The 19,935-nt window shown below is 49.1% G+C and carries 11 protein-coding genes; 8 read left to right on the top strand and 3 right to left on the bottom strand.

Annotated elements, in window-relative coordinates; all coding sequences use genetic code 11:
• Both AC6I7T_RS32855 and AC6I7T_RS32850 read right to left on the bottom strand, forming a co-directional pair.
• The gene (locus AC6I7T_RS32855) at positions 1 to 441 is read right to left on the bottom strand and encodes a hypothetical protein (protein WP_497794944.1); all 441 of its coding nucleotides are present in this window, start codon (positions 439 to 441) and stop codon (positions 1 to 3) included.
• Between the two features lie 284 nt (positions 442 to 725).
• Positions 726 to 2,630 (bottom strand): GMC family oxidoreductase, encoded by a 1,905-nt coding sequence (locus tag AC6I7T_RS32850; protein WP_497794942.1) that lies wholly within the window; start codon positions 2,628 to 2,630, stop codon positions 726 to 728.
• 545 nt (positions 2,631 to 3,175) lie between these two features.
• Between AC6I7T_RS32850 and AC6I7T_RS32845 the strand changes: the two genes are divergently transcribed.
• On the top strand, positions 3,176 to 5,620 hold the full coding sequence (locus tag AC6I7T_RS32845) for a hypothetical protein (RefSeq protein ID WP_497794940.1): 2,445 nt from the start codon (positions 3,176 to 3,178) through the stop codon (positions 5,618 to 5,620).
• Between the two features lie 172 nt (positions 5,621 to 5,792).
• Here the strand turns inward: AC6I7T_RS32845 and AC6I7T_RS32840 are convergent, their stop codons facing one another.
• Positions 5,793 to 8,246 (bottom strand): TonB-dependent siderophore receptor, encoded by a 2,454-nt coding sequence (locus tag AC6I7T_RS32840; RefSeq protein WP_497794939.1) that lies wholly within the window; start codon positions 8,244 to 8,246, stop codon positions 5,793 to 5,795.
• 980 nt (positions 8,247 to 9,226) lie between these two features.
• On the opposite strand from AC6I7T_RS32840, the gene AC6I7T_RS32835 reads away from it, so the two are divergent.
• The 7 genes from AC6I7T_RS32835 (at position 9,227) to AC6I7T_RS32805 (ending at position 19,808) form a co-directional block, all read left to right on the top strand.
• On the top strand, positions 9,227 to 9,625 hold the full coding sequence (locus AC6I7T_RS32835; protein WP_497794937.1) for a hypothetical protein: 399 nt from the start codon (positions 9,227 to 9,229) through the stop codon (positions 9,623 to 9,625).
• A 7-nt stretch (positions 9,626 to 9,632) separates the two neighbouring features.
• Complete coding sequence (locus AC6I7T_RS32830; RefSeq protein ID WP_497794936.1) at positions 9,633 to 9,878, top strand: hypothetical protein; 246 nt, start codon at positions 9,633 to 9,635, stop codon at positions 9,876 to 9,878.
• Between the two features lie 478 nt (positions 9,879 to 10,356).
• Positions 10,357 to 12,798, top strand: coding sequence for a TonB-dependent siderophore receptor (locus AC6I7T_RS32825; RefSeq protein WP_497794934.1), 2,442 nt, complete (start codon positions 10,357 to 10,359; stop codon positions 12,796 to 12,798).
• Positions 12,799 to 12,905: 107 nt separating this feature from the next.
• Positions 12,906 to 13,586, top strand: a complete 681-nt coding sequence (locus tag AC6I7T_RS32820; protein WP_497794932.1) for a Fe2+-dependent dioxygenase — start codon at positions 12,906 to 12,908, stop codon at positions 13,584 to 13,586.
• Between the two features lie 198 nt (positions 13,587 to 13,784).
• Complete coding sequence (locus AC6I7T_RS32815) at positions 13,785 to 15,002, top strand: PepSY-associated TM helix domain-containing protein (protein ID WP_497794930.1); 1,218 nt, start codon at positions 13,785 to 13,787, stop codon at positions 15,000 to 15,002.
• Positions 15,003 to 15,202: 200 nt separating this feature from the next.
• Positions 15,203 to 17,944 (top strand): TonB-dependent receptor, encoded by a 2,742-nt coding sequence (locus AC6I7T_RS32810; protein WP_497794928.1) that lies wholly within the window; start codon positions 15,203 to 15,205, stop codon positions 17,942 to 17,944.
• A 172-nt stretch (positions 17,945 to 18,116) separates the two neighbouring features.
• Positions 18,117 to 19,808: an alpha-keto acid decarboxylase family protein gene (locus AC6I7T_RS32805; protein WP_497794926.1), complete on the top strand. Its 1,692-nt coding sequence runs from the start codon at positions 18,117 to 18,119 to the stop codon at positions 19,806 to 19,808.
• The last annotated feature ends 127 nt before the right edge of the window (positions 19,809 to 19,935 follow it).

Genomic DNA, 19,935 nt, shown 5'->3' with positions numbered 1-19,935 from the left:
CTAAGTAGTTGAAAACTCAAGGGAGAAATGTATAGTTCTGTTCTTATCCCAATACACAAGCCCCAAGTACACTCCTGGACTCACCAGACGAATTTCGTCACGAATGTGTTTCGCCAGCAAGGAGGTTTTGGAATAGTCAAGAACGATGCATTCCTTGTCGTCAAACCAGCTTGGCCCTTTATAAACCTGCGCGACGATTGCATTCACGCCGAAAGCTGATATGCGGTTTGTAAGCGTTCCATGCGCGGCATCAAAGGTCTTCCCCTGCCAGGCAAAGATATTAACCAGCGAAGCAATTTCCTGACTGTATTTTGTGCCGGGAGCAAGGATTGCAGTTCCATGAGCCTCGCCATTGGGGACTTCTCCGGCGGGGCTGCTAGCGAAGAGATCGTCTAGTTCTTTCTGAGACATCGAGAGGAGTTGCGCTGACGTGTATGCCATTTCAGGGGAATCCTCGATATGTAATGTGCTTTGTGGGCCGAAGCATTTCCAGCAAGGGTAGGAGCCATGCCACAAACGCTTACCCAGCTCACTGCAAAAGAAAGTTGCAGTTTTCTATCGTGGGCAAGCCTACGCATGCAGAAAACGCGCTAGCTTACTGTCGTTGCGCCCCTTACGAACGTAGCCAATATGACCACGTAATAAAAGTTTGTCAACAAAAAGATAGGCGTCTTTTCCTGATCAGTTATCCCATCCATAAGACAAAAAGACCGTCGAATTTTCATCTAGAGAGAATTTCTTTTTGTATCACGAAGAATTACTTCTGCAGCCTTCTCTCCGATCATGTAAACAGAACTGGCGATAAAGAATCCCGGAATTCGTGGAAAAACGGAAGCATCCACAACCCGGAGACCTTTCGTCCCATATACACGGAAATTGCTGTCCAGGACTCCATTCTGCTCTCGAGGACCGATGGCGCAACTGCAGGATGCATGATGTCCCCAGGCATTTGCACGAACAAACTCCCTCAATTCCTCCCGGCTTTGTACGCTTTTCCCTGGCAGCTCCTCTTCGGCAATCAAGCCTTCTTGAATAAGGGGTTGCGTCAGTTTACGAACAAATTGAATTCCATCTACAACCGAATCAAGATCCTCATTCGCATCTTCCGTACCTTCCTCAAAGTAGTGGAAGTTTATCTGCGGCATATCTCGAGGATCCCTTGAACGTAGAGTAACCTCACCGGCACGGTTGTTTGTATGTGCCTTGAGAACGGCCCACGTAAGGTAATTCAAATTTCTGGCGAAGAGAGCCGAGTATCCAGGGAAATAGCCTTCAAAGCGACCGAGAAAGGCAACGCAGAACAGATCAGGTAAAGCCCTTTCAGGTGCAGACCGCTTGAACATTGAAAGGACTGCTCCGTTCGTAATATATGGTCCCTTTTTATCCTTAGCCCAGTCCCGAAATTGGGGATCATTGACACTGAATTTCGCGTCCCTAAAGATATGCCACTGATCAAAGTTCATGCGATTAACAACTCCGACCTCGTAGCGATCTTGAAGATTCATACCGACGCCTGGAAGGTCCACCTTAACTTCGATTCCATGGGCCTCGAGCTTGCTCCGCCCGCCGATCCCGGAAAGCATCAACAATTGAGGCGTATTAAATGCCCCGCCTGCCAATATCACCTCGCGTGAGGCAAAGGCCTCTCGAAGTTGCCCCGAATGCCCGCTAGGCCGGAAATGCGCTCGATATAACCTCTCCCCCTTCAGGTACTGTACCCCTATGGCACGATTGTCCTCATCCAGTAAGACGCGTGAGGCCAAAGCATCCAGCTCGATTTGTAATCGGTCCGGATATCTGTTTGCGATATCCAAGAGGCGTTCTCTGGAACCGACACGAGCGTGATTGCGTGTAGTCATAGGCAGGTAGCGTATTCCAAAGGAATTCTCCCGAACGGTTCTCCAATCATTAGGATCAAGCATTCCTTCAGCCAGCCAACGTGCTCGTTCTTCAATATGTCCGATATCACCGATAGCCGCGACGGTAGACTTGAGAATCGTTGTTAAGAGATCGACATTGCCGAGCGAAATCATAGGAATCGCTTTTTCAGTATCTAGCCAACCACTGAAACCATGTCGCGTAGGATTGATTCCAAGCTTGGACAGCCAACGATGTACGGGACGATGATGGCAATTCTCCAGGCGCTGAAAATATCTGCGCATGTTGCCGGAATTCCAGCTCCGGTCCCCTACGAGATGCGCAATTTCATCCCAATCTGCATCGTGGGGGTAAATCAAGATCATGGCATTATGTGCGGTACAGCCACCGAGAGTTCCAGCGCGAGGATAGAAAACCCCGTCCACCGTCCATCCGTTCCATTCCTTGCGATATTTAGGATCATTCTGTTGAAGACGATCACAACCGTAATGGCGAACAAAAAAATCCCATTTCAGGGCTTCATTCTCGGAGGCAAAGGGATGGAAACAGGGAACATCATAGTCAGCAGGCAGCCGGTTTATTTCAGGCTGGCACGGATCGTCGCCAGAGAGTCGTTTAGGATCACCTCCAGCTTCGAGCAATAGCACTTTATGCCCTGCTTCGGCTAATCGAGCAGCAACCGTCCCTCCTCCAGCACCCGAGCCGACAACAATATACTCATATTCTTTCTGATTCAATCTGGAAGTGGGCATGAAAACAGGATCTCCTAAACAACTCATTCGATAGATTGACCACCCCACGAAGGGCTACGGAGATTAAGGCTACAACTAATAGCGAGATCTTCGAATAAACTAAAGCACTCGGTGCACCGCGTATCCTCCGCAGCATCTATGACAAAAGCAATATTCTCTCCGAATCTACATGCAAAGTTGATGCAGGGTAAGTCCAGCCAAGCAAAATATCGATGAGATCAAATGGACCGGGACGACGCTAGTCAGTATGAAGCTGCTTTTGCAACATCTCCCAGCACTAGATCGCCGCATCGATCACGAGCCTAAAAGGGAGAACAAAAATGCGGCAAGAAAAATTCTGTTACGCATTTTGTATATCTTGTGACAGAATGGCACGGTTCAAATCGGCGTGGATGGGTCTACGCCAGGAAATTCGTGTTCTCCTTCCCCGCCACTCCAATGCCGTCAGGGGAAGTCAATCATTCTAGAAGTATCGATATTCCGGCTTCATGTATCAGGTTCGGGCACGACAGTAGCAAGTCAAAACCAATCGGGAGCAGACGCCCATGACAGGTCTTCGCCGCAGGTGCATTGTATTCTTCGGCTTGATCTTAATCATGGTGACAACTAGTTGTCACCGCAGCCCTCAACCAGGCGAAGTGCAGGACGAGGCCCGTCTTGTGGGCAGAGCTGCTTCCAGCTTTCCAGCCGCCGATGAAGACTATTTTCACGACATGGACAGCGCGATCCCACTAAGTTCGGATGAGATTAAAGGCCGCAACATGTGGATCGTATGGACCGGCGGCAACGACAAAATGTGGGATACCTTGACTGTAACTAGCGTGGGAACACTTGATCTACTAAAGACAATTTCTTCCTACCCTGGAATGCCTGGTTCTCGTTCGAATCGTTGGAACTACCTAGGTCTGGTGAATGAACCCTGCTTCCGGCAGGCTACCGGGCCCAATCCTGACAGATATGGCCTTTGGCTTGACGCACGGGATCCATCATGCTCGTCCGATCCCTTCGAAAACGAGAGCAAATATCCAGGTGTACATGTAGGAGCCCGTGGCAAAAATATCCCAGCTGGATCCTACTATGGATACGCCAGCGGAATCGTTGGGCTGCGTCTTTTCCCCAATCCTGATTTTGACGAAGCAGCCGCGAAGAAATGGGATCCTAAGCGCTATTACACTGATCCTTCCTATTACAACGACAAAAAGCTGATTCGGCCTTATCGAGTTGGAATGTCATGCGGTTTCTGCCATGTGGGTCCCAATCCAGTGAAACCGCCTGCCGATCCGGAAAACCCAAAGTGGGAGAATCTTAGCTCAAATGTTGGTGCACAGTATTTCTGGGTTGATCGGATTTTGGCCTGGAAGCCAGACATGAGCAGCTTTCCCCTCCAGCTTTTCCATACATCAAGGCCCGGCACCCTCGATACTTCTCTAATATCCTCTGACAACATCAATAATCCGCGATCCATGAACGCGGTTTACTCATTGCCGGCACGTATGCAAACAGCACTACGCTGGGGCAAAGAAACACTTGGCGGAGGCGAGCTGAACAACAAGCAGCTCAACGATTATATTCATGCCGGACCTCTGACCCAGTTTTTCCAACCACCCAATACCGTGTTAACTCCACGTGTATTAAAGGATGGATCTGATTCCGTCGGTGTTCTTGGAGCGCTCAACCGTGTCTACTTGAATATCGGCCTGTTCAGCGAGGAATGGTTACTGCACTTCCGCCCCTTGCTAGGTGGAAAAACAATCACTCCCATAGAGATCGCTGTTGCAAATAAGAACTCGGCATATTGGGAGGCTACCGAACAGCAAACACCAGATATGGCACTCTTCTTCCTGAAGAGCACTGCCCCGCATTTATTAAAGGACGCCCCTGGAGGCGAAAGATATCTTACAAAAGATCAGACAAAGCTGGAGAGAGGCAAAACTGTTTTTGCGGAGACTTGCGCAAGATGCCACTCCAGCAAAATTCCAGTTCCTGCTCCGGGGCTCGATCCCAATGGCTGCGCAGGGAAAGACTACATGAGCTGTTGGAACAAGTATTGGGAGTGGACCAAGACAGAAGATTTCAAATCCCAAATGCGGGCTATTGTCCATCAAAAGGATTTTCTAGAGAACAACTATCTCTCTACAGATCAGCGTGTACCGGTGACCCTTTTGCAGACTAACGCCTGCAGCCCGCTTGCAACGAATGCAATTGCTGGAAATATCTGGGACAACTTCTCCTCCGAGAGCTATAAAAACCTTCCCTCCGTGGGAGAGATTACTGTTTACGATCCCTTTAGTGGAGATCCTCGCAGTTACGTTATGCCTGCCGGCGGCCGAGGCTACACACGTCCACCTTCTCTTATCAGCCTCTGGTCTACCGCACCTTTCCTACTTAATAACAGTGTTGGGAAATTCGATCCGAGCCCCTCTGTCGACGCACGCATGGGTTCGTTTGAGGACTCCATCGAAAAGATGCTATGGCCAGAGAAGCGCGATAAAGATCCTGTACTAGGGAACAAAGTCCCCGGGATGATCGACAGAACGACACAAACGAGCTATCTACGGGTTCCGATAGGTTTTCTTCCCGATTATCTCCGGCCGCTGCTGAGCAAAGGCCAACGGTGGTTCCCTGCGTTTTTTGGTGATGGGGAGGTAATGCTCGGTCCAATTCCTAAAGGCACTCCGGTCGGACTGTTAGCAAACCTCGACCTACTGGGAGAAGGACTGAGTGGGACAGACAAGCTCAAACATCAGGATAGAGTGCTTAAGCTCTTAATAAAGATGAAGTATGACCTTGCAACACTGCCAGCAAACGCAAATGACGAAGAGGCTAAGAAAAAGTTTGCAAACCTGGTTCCAGACCTGCTTGCCTTAAGCAAATGCCCTGACTACATCGTAAATAGAGGGCACTATTTTGGCACAGGTTTTGTCGCTGGCGAACCAGGACTAAGTGATAGCGATAAACAGGCATTGATTGAATATTTAAAAACATTTTGAGCTTTTGTCGCGATGGATACAGATGCTGATCCTTTAATCTCTGAACATCCCGCGTGTGAATTCCGTAGAAGAACGTACTCCGGAAGGTATTGAGTGGTGGAAATCAACAAATAGTAGGGCCTTGTGCCTGGCAAACGGCACAAGGCCCATAGAAAGATGCAACTGTATAAAACTAGAAAGACCAGGAGACAGTACCGCGAACAACACGCGGTTCTCCTGGTTTGACATACAGATTATTATAGGAGCCGCCAAAATAACGCTTATCGGCTAGATTGCTCACATTGATCTGCCAACGTGCCGGACCACGACGATAAGAGGCCGAAGCATCAACAATCCCGTAGCCAGGAAGTTGGAACGTGTCTGCCAGATCACCTGACTGGTCGCTATAGTGCCGTCCTCCTATCCCTATTCCAAATCCATGTGCAAATCCACGTGGAATCTCGTATGTCGTCCACATATTAAAAATATGTTTTGGCGCATTGAGAGTCGGAGTACCGCTAGCCAGTGCAGCATCGCGTGTAACCTTGGCGTCTATATAGGAATACGCTGTTGTCAGATTCCATCCGGCTAACGGATGCAATGTTGCTTCGAACTCAATTCCCCGGCTACGCTGTTCTCCCGTCATCAGGTAAAAGTTCGGATGCGCAGGGTCAGTCGTGGCCACATTCTTACGATTAAGTTGGAAAAGAGCAAGCGTCGTCGAAATGCGCCCTTCCCAAACAGCACTCTTCGCGCCGATTTCCCACTGTTGCCCGCGCTCCGGAGAAAGATAGGTACCAGTTGTCGAACCATCGAAGACTTGCCCCGATTGCGGCATAAAGGATTTGCTAAAACTCCCATAGAGTGATGCCGACTGACTGGCTTGCCAGGTAACACCGATACGGGGGGGCAGGCCCGTTGCATTCTGATTTGGCAATCCTCTGCTCTCGTTTTTCGAAAAGTCCACTCGTCCGCCTGCCGTTACAGTGAAATGTCGAGGCAAGCGAATATGATCCTGCAGATAGATACCAGTGTACTGGGTCACCGTATTACTACTGGTGTAAAGCGATAGTGGGCGAACGGGATTTGCACCATACACCGGAGCGTATAGATCCAATGGCTCATATTGAGCCATATCAGAAAAGTCAATCGAGTAGCCGCGTGAAGTGGAGGGATTGCGAAAGAAGTCTACGCCAAGTAAAACATGATGTTCCATGTTCCAAAATCTTCCCTTCCCATCGATACTCGTATCTACTTCATGTGTCTCCCATGGGCCATGCCAGTCTAGAGGATAGCGATAGAGTGTACGTTGATCGCTGGAAAGAAATGAAGGATAGTATATGCGGCTCCAATCCTGCTGATACCACGCAAAGCGGGCATTCTGCCGCAACGAGACATAGTCATTGATTTTCTGCTGAAATTGAAAACCAAACTGCTGGTTGGCCTGACTAAGCTTATTGGCATTTGCCTCGAGCTCGCCATTGAAGGTGTGAATCGGAATTGGGCCATTGATGTTTGGAAGCACAGTACCCATTGCCGGAAGTGGCATTCCCTGCCGCCCGTTATCGCGCTGTATCCGACCAATCAAAGTAAGCGAAGTTGAGGGGCTGGGACGTAACGTAAGTGATGGAGCGAGGTAGTAACGGTGCCGGTATACGTAATCTACGTACGAATCCGCTGAATGATAAAGTGCGGCAAGGCGTCCATATACAGTACGGGAGGAATTCAGAGATCCCCCAATATCGATTGAAGGATCGATGAAAGAAAAAGAACCTGTTGTCACCTGCAGTTTGGTAAAAGCATCCGGCACTGGCTTGCGGGTAACTATGTTAACCAGTCCGCCGAGAACACTCTGTCCATAAAGCGCCGAAGAGGGCCCTTTCAGGACCTCGACCGACTCCAGCCCCCACGTCTCCTCCATCAGGCCGTTACCGCCACGTAATCCGTCAATATAGGTATTAAATGAAGCGTCAAAGCCACGGATGCGGTAATAATCCCAGCCGTCATAATAACCGCCTGGCACAACACCAGCGACGTTCTTCAACGCATCGTCCAGCTTCACCGCATCTTGAGAATCCAGCAGCTGCCGATTGACAACTGATATCGCCTGCGGCACTTCAGACATAGGGAGTTCGGTCTTTGTACCACCAGTACTCTCCGTTACAGCATACGCATTGCCAGATGTGACAGTGATGGTACTCCTGAGCTGCCCGACAGAGAGTATCGGATTTAGCTCAGTCCCGGAATCCAAATTCTCTACAGTTATATTTTGACTAATGCTTGCGAAGTCTGGCGCCTCAACATGAAGTCGATAAGACCCGGCAGGTACCGCAAAAGAATAAGCTCCATCGGTATCAGAAGTTGCCGCAACGTAAAAGTCTCCGCAGGTGAGGGTCAGTTGTGCACGTGCGATGCGTGCACCAGCCTGATCGGTTACAACTCCAACAAGCTTTCGTAGCGGCTCTTTGGGTGTACTGCTGCAGGAAGCCGGTGAATCATCAACTTTCGCTGATTCCTCACTTGCAAGAGCAGGCTCTTTGTTCCCTGTCCAGCCGTAGCAGTTTGTCACAGCGAGGAGAAATGCGGAAAATAAACCAATACAAAAAGTGCTTCCGGCAAAATTCGCCGTAAGTCGGCGTAAGTACATAGATTTTCCTTCCATATCATCTAGATCCAGTGATCATCTGGCATATACGCGGTAGGAACTGCTCCTTTAGCGGGATCAGGAAAAGCGCAGGTAGGCGCGTATTCCTAGAAGGAACAGTTACGGTAGCAAAGATATGAAGGAAGCTAAGTTGAAATCATCGTCCATCTCCCTCAAGTATGAGGAATCGTCACATTTGGAATGTGTCGAATTTCCTCGAGTCGATCTCTTCAGAACGTGCGGTGCTTCGCCAAAAGACTCCGCATTGTCTGAACCAGATCAGGGACCTTGCCGATCCTTGATCAAAATTCAATATAACGTGAAGGCACAGCCTACCACAAGCGGCTTGTTGCCTGTGAAAGACTGGCAAGCCTCGAAAGTATAGCTCATAAACATATGCCCCATAGCTAAAGTACAAATAATGGATCCTAAACTTCAGCCTGCCACGTTCTGGGAGATGAACGATTTGCTTCGAGATATATGGGAGACCAGAATGAACGAGACAAAAAGCCACTTCTACCCACAAGGAACTTGGACTGTTCATTCCAGCCAGCTTTTCTAGTTTCCGCCGTTGACGAATCTCTTCTATACTGAGTGATAGTCGTCAGCCTTAGGGTTGTCGATCTCAAGACCCTTGCGGCGCTTCGCCAAAAAAGACTGCCGCAGGGGTTTTTAATTCTCCGAAGCCCTATAGCAACTAATCTCGAAATTTAATTTTCACCTCTCACAAGCTTCGGATATTGAAAGACATTCAAGGCAAATCGTACTTCAGCGGGTGCTTTCTACAATCCCCGTTTGCAGGGGCAATCTCAAGATCAATTCTATATGCAATCGAGTTGCATTTGAAATCAACACGGTGGTATATTTTTCAAAGCACTATTGCGACCTGATTGCAGTGAAGTCTTTTGGCGAAGCGTCACGGCAATCTCTGAGATCGGCGTAGAAGGCTGAGAAGTGCATCACGGCACCTCAACAGTCTTCCTATGCAAGGAGTCTGTATGAGCGGACGAACGAAGTTTAAGATCCAGCGTTCACGGGAATTGCCTGAACCAGGCAATTCTGGAGCGCTTCAGAAAAGAAACTATCCTCCTGGCCAACAGAGAAAACTACGGAAGCATCGAATTTCTGAGTTCGGTGCACAACTATATGAAAAGCAAAAATTGCTATTTCATTATGATCTGTGTAAAGAGCAGCTGCCGGCTCGGAACACGTTACTTTCGAATTCAACAAGTCACAAATCTCTGAGTATTACGCAAGACGTGGAACCTGGTTCTCAACATGGCGATTGGGCGAGGATATTTCTTAATGCATCCGCCACAACGTCGGAGAGGGAATCCTCCATACCCACAGGACTCTTCCATACTTACAACGAGCACTTCTGAGGAATTTATGTCTGAAACAAACATGATATTGGCGGATCGCCCCGGGCTTGGAAAAGTTCGACTTTGCGAATGCAATTCAGTTCATCTCAACATCGGCCCAATCACCATCAATCTTGCGCCTGAAGCCTTTATACAGACAGCTACCATGCTGCGCGATGCCGTTGAACAATTAACGGTTCTCATGACCAAAGACAAAGCAATTGACGGATTATTCGATCCTTTGAATCGGAATTCGAGCAGGTTCACCAATTGACATCTAGCGAAATGCTGAAAGATTAGTTTGATCGGCTTCTACCCCAACGTATTTTTGCTGATCCGTTGGGGTAATTCAGTCCTGACTGGATGCTCGCGATCAATATTGCAACTGGCAGCTATTTGTAGACAGAAACTCGACAGCTTAGTGAGCGACGGTCTTTTTACACTTGGAACGGGTACTAAAAATTTCTTCTTGCAACCTAATTGCAACTTGATGCAACACTTTTTTTCTTCAGGATTGACTCCAAATCAAACTTTCAATATACGATCATTGTGATCGTATTTGAGCCTTCGTTTGAATAGCTGTAGTTGAGTGCCAGTGGAAAGCATTCCGATTCATATCTAATATCGTCTTTTATTTGCAACTGAATTGCATCTTGGAGAGATCGTATTTTGTAACACCTCTTCCAGAAAGAGAACAGCGTTTCAATATTCAGCAGCACGTGACATGCTGCGCCTGATCCCCGAGGACAACAATGAGCAAGAAGCATAAGAACACAAGAAGACGAAGGGCTTGGTTAGCAATCAGTACAATAGCGGCTTATGCCGCAATTACCACCGGCGAGTCTGGCCATCTGTATGCTCAACAAACACCAGCCGAGTCCCGGGCGAAAAATGAAGGCCAAGGTCACCAACAGCTTTCTTTACGCCGATACGATTTCCCAGAAGCGCCTCTTGTCGATACACTAGAGCGCTTTGCACAGATCACCGCATCAACAATTCGCTACACAATTCCCTCTAGTACGCTGCCGGGATTTCGCAGCAAAGGGGCTTCAGGGCTATTGACAGAGAAGCAAGCCCTACAACAGATCCTGGACGGTACCGGACTCTCAGCCCAAGTCCGCGGCTCAGAGGTCGTGATTCAAATCGCAAATTCTCAGATTGTCGAAGTCCACGAATATACAGCTAATCTCGGTCTTTCATCCCTGCCTACTCCATTGCTCGACACTCCGTTATCTATTACAACTCTGCCCAAAGAGATTCTCGCAGAACAGGGCGTGACCACTCTCCGGGACACGCTGAGGAACGCTCCCGGAATTAGCTTGGCAGCGGGAGAAGGTGGTTCTCAAGGCGATAACCTGACAATCCGAGGATTTACGGCGCGAAACGATATTTTTCTGGATGGCATTCGCGACTTCGGCAGCTACTATCGCGACTCCTTCAACTATGAGCAAGTGGACGTTCTGGAAGGTCCCGCTGGGATCAATTTTGGCCGCGGCTCGACTGGTGGTGTCATTAACCAGGAATCCAAACAGCCTCGGCCCTCGCCGCACATCGAACTCAAGGGTGACTTCGGAACAGATCTCACCCGTCGTTTTACCGCGGATATCAATCAACCCCTGCCTGATTTCTTGAGCGGTTCTGCTTTGCGGCTGAACATTATGGCTCACAATTCCGATGTGGCAGAGCGTGATGTCGTCAATAACAAGCGAGACGGATTTGCTCCAAGTCTATCGATTGGGATGAATACCGCCACCCGGCTCACCGCAAGCTACTTTTATTTTGGTGAAAATGACATCCCCGACTATGGTTTGCCTTGGTATTTTAGCGGACCGGCGCCGGTAGCTCGCCACAACTACTACGGATTTCGTGACGGTAATTCTCTCAAAACCAGCATTAACATGGGCACGGTGACTGCGGAGCATGACTGGGGCACAGCCATGCTGTTGCGAAACCAAGTCCGCTATGCCAACAACTATCGAGATGCACAGATTACCGAGCCTCAAACCAACAACGCCAATGCCGGAATAATAACTCCCACTACCCCTTTGGCAGCAGTAAAGGTGTATCGCAACCAAATCGGTGTCAAGAGTAACGAGGGTCTATTATGGGATCAGATGGACTTCATCGTTCGTGAAAGTATCCTGGGGATGAAGCACACCATTGATGCCGGAGCAGAAGGAGGACGTGAGACATCGAATCCGACCCGCTATAGCTTTACAGGTGTGCCTTTAGCGAACCTGCTGAATCCAGATGAAAATCTACCCTTCAGCGGCACTGGCAGAATAAACACCGTTACACACGTCACCTCCTTTAGCGCAGCTGTCCACGGACTTGACTCTATTGAGTTAAATCGAATGTGGGAGGTGACGGGCGGAATTCGCTGGGATCACTTCGATGCAAGCTCCCACCAGTACACATCCTCCACGGGCACAACCATTGCAGTAAAGCAAGATATTTCGAAACCGACTTATCGAGCAGCTCTTGTCTTCAAACCCGCAGGTTATGGAAGTATCTATTTTGACTACGGAACTTCATTTAATCCTTCTGCCGAAGCTCTCTCCTTGAGTGCAAGTCAATCTAGTACTCCTCCTGAGGAAAATGAAAGCTATGAAATCGGCAGTAAGTGGAACCTGAATAATGGCAAATTGACTTTACGTGGCTCAATCTACCGCACGACAAAAAACAACGCTAGAGAAACCTCGACAATCGATTCCACTCTGACTGTCAACGCCGGTAAGCAAAGGGTTACAGGCGGAGAACTTCTCATCCAAGGACATATCACACCAGCCTGGGAGGTTCTTTCAAGCTTCACCCATCTTAAGAGTGAAGTGGCAAATTCCCTTGCCTATCCTTTAGCGATTGGACATTCCCTAGCAAATGTTCCCGCAAATCTTTTTAATTTTTGGACCGAATATCGTCTTCCGAGAGGTTTCGAGTTTGGGGCCGGAACAAACTTCGCGGATACTCGCTACGCAACAACAACCTATACAACCGATCCTTCTGTACTAAATAAACATATCTCGGGATACTGGGTCTTCAATGCCATGCTCGGCTATAAGGTGACAGAAAAAATATCGCTACAGGCAAATGCCTATAACCTGACAAATCGCTTCTATATCGATCAGCCACACCCGAATCACTTGGTCCCAGGACCTGGAGCTTCGGCATTAATGGGAATGAAATTTACCTTTTAGATTTGACATATTTCGCACCGGACAGCAGTAAGTCTTCTGAGCCGAATTACCATAGCTTTTCTTTATTCATAAAACTGCATCTTGTGAGCACCTCAAGGATTGAACGCATGCTTTTGACAATCCCAGATGTACTGACGGCTGAACAAATTAGTGAAGCCAAAAGAAAACTCAGTAATGCCGAATGGATCGATGGCAAAGCAACAGCGGGGCATCAGTCTGCCCGCAATAAGGATAATCAACAGATTCCCGAAAATCATCCCGTAGCGCATGAATTGGGAGAAATGATTCTGACTGCTCTTGGGCAGAACCCGCTATTCGTTTCAGCAGCACTGCCCCTGAAAGTCTTTCCTCCATTATTCAACCAATACCAGGGAGGCCAATCATTCGGTACACACGTCGATAATGCCATTCGACAGGTATCCGGAACACCGCATCGTATTCGAACCGATTTATCGGCAACACTCTTCTTCAGCGCTCCGGAAGAATACGAAGGAGGCGAACTAGTCATAGAGGATACTTATGGAGTACATTCCGTGAAACTCCCACCGGGACACATGGTCTTATATCCCTCGACAAGTCTCCATCATGTAAAACCTGTGACCAAAGGTTCCAGAGTCTGTTCCTTCTTTTGGATGCAAAGCATGATCCGCGATGACGGCAAACGCACGCTTCTTTTCGATCTGGACGCAGCAACGCAACGTATCAGCGCAGAAGCTCCTATGCACCCATCGGCAATTCAATTGACTGGGATATATCACAATCTACTGCGTATGTGGGCAGAGTTATAAAACATAAGGTCATTCTCTTTTGTTTTAGATTTCCCGATGGATTCAGACTCAAGTTCAGGTGTAAAGCCTCAATAAATTCGTCTTTGCACATAAATCTGCACTTGATTTTAATACCCGACCAAATTAGTCTGGGTTTGTAGTACCGGATCGCTAGGGAGATCTTTTGGCGAAGCGCCTTAGTGATTTTAGAGATCGACGATGACGACTGGAGAGTTCCCTTCCGGAATCTCACCGTGGTCTCCGTCTACTGGAGACAAGAGCATGGGCGTACGCCGCCTTTTATTTTGGACACATCTATTTGTGGGGCTTGTATTCGGCCTAGGTGTCGCCTTTATGGCCGCTACCGGCTGTATCATTGCATTCCAGTCTCAGATCATTCGTCTTGCGGAAAACCGAATACAACCAAACGTACCCATAAGTGGATCGAGTTGTGTCGTTCCATCCGCATTACTCGAAGCAGTTCGACAACAAAGCGGGGAGAACATTCTTGAAGTCCAGCTCTTCTCCGATCCTCACATACCAGCAAGAATAACGACACAAAGCAACACGATCTTTCTCCTTGACTCATGCACGGGAAAGCTGCTGGGCAAAGGAGCAAGCCGCCTGCAAGTATTCTTCAATTCGGTGCGCGATCTGCATCGATGGGTGGCCTTAAGCCGCGGTCAACACGAGGGTTTGCGGGCCGCAAAGAATGTTACCAATCTCGGCTTTTGTTTCTTGCTGCTCAGCGGGATCGTGCTCTGGATTCCTCGTCAGTATCGTGCAGCAAATATTAAATCTGCACTGATCTTTCGCAGAAATCTTCGAGGTCGGGCTAGAGAGTGGAATCTCCACAACATTACCGGCTTCTGGCTGGCAGTCCCCTTGCTTATCATTTCAACGACCGGTTCTATTATGGCTTACCGATGGGCGAATGATCTGCTTTATCACCTGGCAGGGACTCCAGTACCCAAGACGCAAGAACGGCCAAGCATACGAGGCACAATTCAAAATCTAGCCGTTCTCGATCCACCAATCATGAGAGCAAAGTCCCAGGATCCACGCTGGTACAGTCTTCAATTGAGACTGCCAGGAGAAAAGGATAAGAATGCATCTTTTACGATCGACGAAGGATTCGGAGGAAGGCCCCAGCAAAGAGCTCAATTAGTTCTCAGTCTAAAAGATACGAAGTTAGTACGCTGGGAGCCTTTTGAGAACCAGCCGCGAGGACGGCAGTGGCGCCTGTATGCTCGCTATCTGCATACAGGCGAGGTATTCGGTATTCCAGGACAGTTGGTCGCTATGATCGCGACAATTGCAACTCTGGTCCTCGTTTGGAGTGGATTCTCTTTGGTCATCCGCAGGATGCTCGCCTGGAGAAAGCGGGCGGTGAGAGCCGAAAAACAACTTGCGGTAGAGCTGATATCAGGCTCTTAACACCTCGGGGCATTGAGTAGTCGCTTCTATGTAGTTACCCCAGGCAAAACTGCTGCGTGTGCGTTTCCCTTCTTTCGACATTTCGAAGGGCTGGAAGCAATTCATCACAACTGCAGTGCCAAATATGCGGGCTATCGCCCAAACATCCCGATGGTACTTAAACCCGGCAAAGCCCGGGTAAGCAAATAGAAAGGTAATCTATGTTTTCATTGAGGTCTTTTGCCCTTACCTCTGCATGCACTGCTGGACTTAGCCTACTCATCGCATTCCCTGCGGCGTCGGCACAAAAACAAAAGATAGCCGCTCGGAGCCAGGATTTTTCGGAGATTCGCGGTCTTCTGCAAGATGCCTCCGGGGCTCTAATTACTGGAGGGAAGGTGGTACTCATCGATCAGACAGGAAAGAGCGCCGAAACCACCAGCCAGAACGACGGGTCTTTTACCTTTCATGGAATAACGGCAGGAACCCCTTACAAGTTGCGCGCAACAGCTCTTGGCATGAATCAAGTAACGCAGGGAAATATCGTCTCTGGAGAACAGCTGCTGGTTATAACGATGCAAGTTGACCCGCTGCAACAGACCATTACCGTATTTGCTAACTCCCCCGATCTGGATACCACGCCGGTAATAGCACGAACTTTGGATCCGACAGCACTGAGCCGACTGCCCAGCACGAATCGCAATCTTGCGCAATTTGCTATGGTCGATCCTCGCGCTAGAAACACGGTCGGTTCCGGCTCGGACGGCAGAAGCTCAACGCGTCTGACCATCAACAATCAATCATTCCGTTTCACTCAATATGAATTGGATGGCAGCACCGATTCAGACTTCATCCTTTCGAACGGTCCGCAACAAAATATCTCTATCTCCGCAGTAGGAGAATTCAAGCTGCTGAGCAATCAGTACCTGGCTCAATATGGGCGGTCAAGCGGGGGTGTCATCCTTCTTTCCACGAAATCTGGCACCGATCAGATTCATGGAGAGGTTTTCGGATTTGTCAGGCCCTCGGGAATCCAGGCAGCACCACCGGTTTCCTCCTTCCGTGTTCCGAACGCCAAAGAGCAATGGGGCTCCACAGTTGGAGGCCCAATCCAACGCGGCAAAACATACTACCTCGCATCTTATGAGGAACAACATCAGGAACGGGGAGCTTTCATCCAGTCGCCAACACCGGGATTCTTTACCGGAGTTCAGAATTTCTACATGGGGCTGTTACGCCTGGATAGGAAATGGAATGAGAAAGAGTTCACAACACTACGGTTGAACGGCGATTTTTTGAAAAGCAACAATTTGAACGATGTTGTAGGAGGATTCGTTCAAACAAGCGCAGGCCGGACGGAAATTCAACAAAGCGTTGCCGGACAGATCACGCAAAGATCAATGTTCGGAAGTTGGCTAAACGACGTCCGGCTCTCCTACTCGAATTCTCTTCCACTCTGGTATACGCCCTTTGCCCCAAGCATCCAGATAGTCCGCCCAAGTTACTCTACTTCCGGGGGATCAGCAACCGAGCATCTGAGGGCACAGACTTGGCAGGTAGCTGAAACAATCTCAAAGGTCTTCGGACCTCATTCTCTGACCTTCGGTGGAGACTACATTCATCAATACACTGCCCACAATTTCATTAGCACACCTTTCGGTACCTACACCTTTGCAGCCGGGCCTCCAACGCCAAATCAGCGACCACTAAGATATACACAAACCATTGGATCACAGATACTCAAGTACAAGCAGGATCTTGTCTCGGCATTCGCCGAAGATGAATTGAAAGCAACGGATCGGCTCAAAGCGAACATTGGGATCCGTTACGATTACCAATCCAACAGCTCCGGTATCGCAAATCTACAGCCACGACTGGGCCTTACCTGGGACATTTTTGGAAAAGGCAATACCATTGTCCGTGTAGGAGCAGGTCTCTTCTATGATCAAATCTATGGGCAATTACAACGCAACAGTTTGAATCTTGGCCCCAACTCAGCTGTAGCAAGTTATACCGTTTCAAATCCATCGTACCCGGTTCCACCGGTAGTAGGAGGAGCAGCTGACCGTCGCGATATTATGCTGCTGAATCCCCATCTCAAAAATCCCTACACAATGGAAACTTCAATAGGCATTGAGCAAAAGCTCCCGATGGGTTGGGCACTGCAAATCGATGCAGTCTTTATGGCTTCCAGACATCAACTGCTGCTCGATAACCTGAATGCACCAACCCCTTTCCTACGAACTGCGCCTGGACAGACACGATCGGCAATAGCTGCAAACGCCACCAGGCCTTCGCTGTCCTATACGCGAAATGATGGAACCCGGATCGCCGTAGCAAATGTTGAGCAGGTCGATAATGTTGGAAATTCACGCAACACCTCGGGCGAGATACAGCTATCGCGTCACTTTGGCAAAACTTTTCAGTTCCAGGGTGCATATCTGTACAGCTCTAACATCACAAATGTCTTTTTCACCGGGGGCAACTCAACGGGAACTCCAAGCGTATGGAATGTTAAGAGCGGAGAGAATGGTCCTTCCGATTACTTCCAACGACATCGCTTTGTAGCAACAGGCATCTTGAACTTGCCGGCAGGATTCCGAGTTGCTGGCACAACAGTAGCCGCGAGTGGACTTCCAGTGAATCCTTTAAGTGGAGTGGACAACGATGGTGATGGCATTCTTTCCGATCGAGCCTTCGGATTTTCGCGGAACTCCTTCCGTGGCCCCAAACAGGCACAGACAGACTTCGCCGTCACCAAGACATTTCGCTTCTGGGAGCGCGTGAGGCTGGAAAGCCGTGCCGAGATATCGAACCTATTCAATCACTGCAATTATGTGAAATTGACAACCACCTATGGCAATGGATCCACGCCAAGCAGCAGCTTCATGCTCCCGTCAGCAGGAATCTCAAATAGTGACCCAGCACGCCAGTTTCAATTCGGAACACGCATTTTGTTCTAGCCGACTCACTACAACCTTGCAGGCACAACATCCTTCGTCGGTTTTGGGGTCACCCCCAAGATGAAATGATCTTTCGCCTTCGACGCTGAAAGCAAACATTTATTGCTTAGATTTAGGGGGCAAATGCAATCTTTGCAATCCATTGCAGCCAAATTCGTCTTATCGTATAGGTATGATCTCAACAACTCGGACTACAATTGGCGACTATCTTCTCAGTCGGCTGCAAGAGTGTGGCATCGACACCCTTTTTGGTGTACCAGGAGATTTCAACCTGGGGCTGCTTGAGCAATTGACGAAGGGCGATAGCCTCCGCTGGGTGGGTAATTGCAATGAACTGAACGCTGCTTACGCGGCGGATGGCTACGCCCGCATGAAGGGCGCCTCAGCTCTTGTACTCACCTATGGAGTTGGAGACCTGAGTGCCCTAAACGGAATTGCGGGTTCGTTTGGTGAACACGTTCCGGTAATTTGCATCAGCGGACTCCCGCCGCTATATGCCATACGGCAGCGCATGATTCTGCACCACACGTCCGGCACTGGAAATCTCGAAGACGTAATGAATTGCATGTCTCAATTCACGGCTGCACAAGCACGTATTACTCCGGCAAACGCTGCGGCAGAGATAGATCGCCTCCTGTGCACAGCTTTACGGGAAAAGCGTCCAGTGTATCTACAAATTCCATGTGACATCGTCAATCTTGAGGTCGATGCTCCAACAGCCCCGATCTCTTGGACCACACTAAGCTCCGACAAGATACAACTGGAAAGAGTTGTCGACCGAATCGCCAAGAAACTCGAAGAGGCTAAGCGACCGGCAATCCTGGTAGATGGCGATGCCCATCGATTTGGGCTACGTCCTTTTGTCTGCAAACTTGGACAATCTCTGGGAATTCCCTTTGCCGCTCTGGCCAGCGGACGAACCATCTTCGATGAGCAACACCCGCTCTACCGCGGCATCTACGCAGGACAGGCCTCCGCTCCTGAGGCAAGAGAAACGATTGAGCAATCCGACTGCCTATTGGCCATTGGTGTGCGCTTCTTCGACATTACTACCTGCATTCAGTCGCATAACATTCTCGAAGCTAACATGGTGGCAATTGATCCCTTTTCAGTCTCCATTGAGGGACAAACCTTCGAGGGTGTTCTCGCAACCGATGCATTGCAACAGCTTGTCAAACAGTTCAGTGGCAGCAACGCAAAGCAGATTGCCCACTCGTCTAGTTCAGCAATAAACCGCACACAGACGGAACGCGCTGCCCCTGAAACACCTCTGAGCCACGCAAATTTCTGGCCACATATCGAGCAGTTTCTTTGCCCTGGAGACGTAGTTCTGGCAGAGAGCGGCACTGCCTCTGCTGGAATCGGTGGAATCCGCTTGCCTGCTAACTCGACCTTTATTAGCCAGACGCTTTGGGCCTCCATCGGATATACGCTTCCGGCAATGCTTGGATCCATGCTCGCCCAACCGGCACGCAGACACATCCTCTTCATTGGAGATGGGTCACTCCAAATGACGGCACAAGAGATCTCAACGATGTTTCGGCAAAAGCTCAAGCCAATCGTATTCGTGATTAACAATGCAGGATACACGATTGAGCGTATGATCCATGGTCCCGAAGCCATCTACAACGACATCCATAACTGGAACTATGGTGCGCTTCCAGGAGTCTTCTCTTCCGACTCCACAGCCCAGTCCTTTACGGTGCATACACTCGGAGAACTAGACAACGCCTTACAACAAACAAAGACTTGCGAGCGCTTTACCTTGATAGAACTCATGATGGATAAGTTCGACGCACCGGCAGGTCTTAAACGGATGGGGCCACGTGTTGCCGAATTCAATTTTGGCCCGCGCATAAGTTAGTCGTCGCTGAAAAACCTATAAAAGCCGCATAAAACGAGATGAAAAGAGGGAATAGGTGGTCTAAAACTTCCCAGAAGGCGTTCGAATCGAAGCACTTTCTGGGGAAAATGATGCGGCCCAAATAGGA

Source organism: Humiphilus diazotrophicus (genome assembly GCF_059726315.1).
This window is presented reverse-complemented; position numbering and strand designations above follow the sequence as displayed.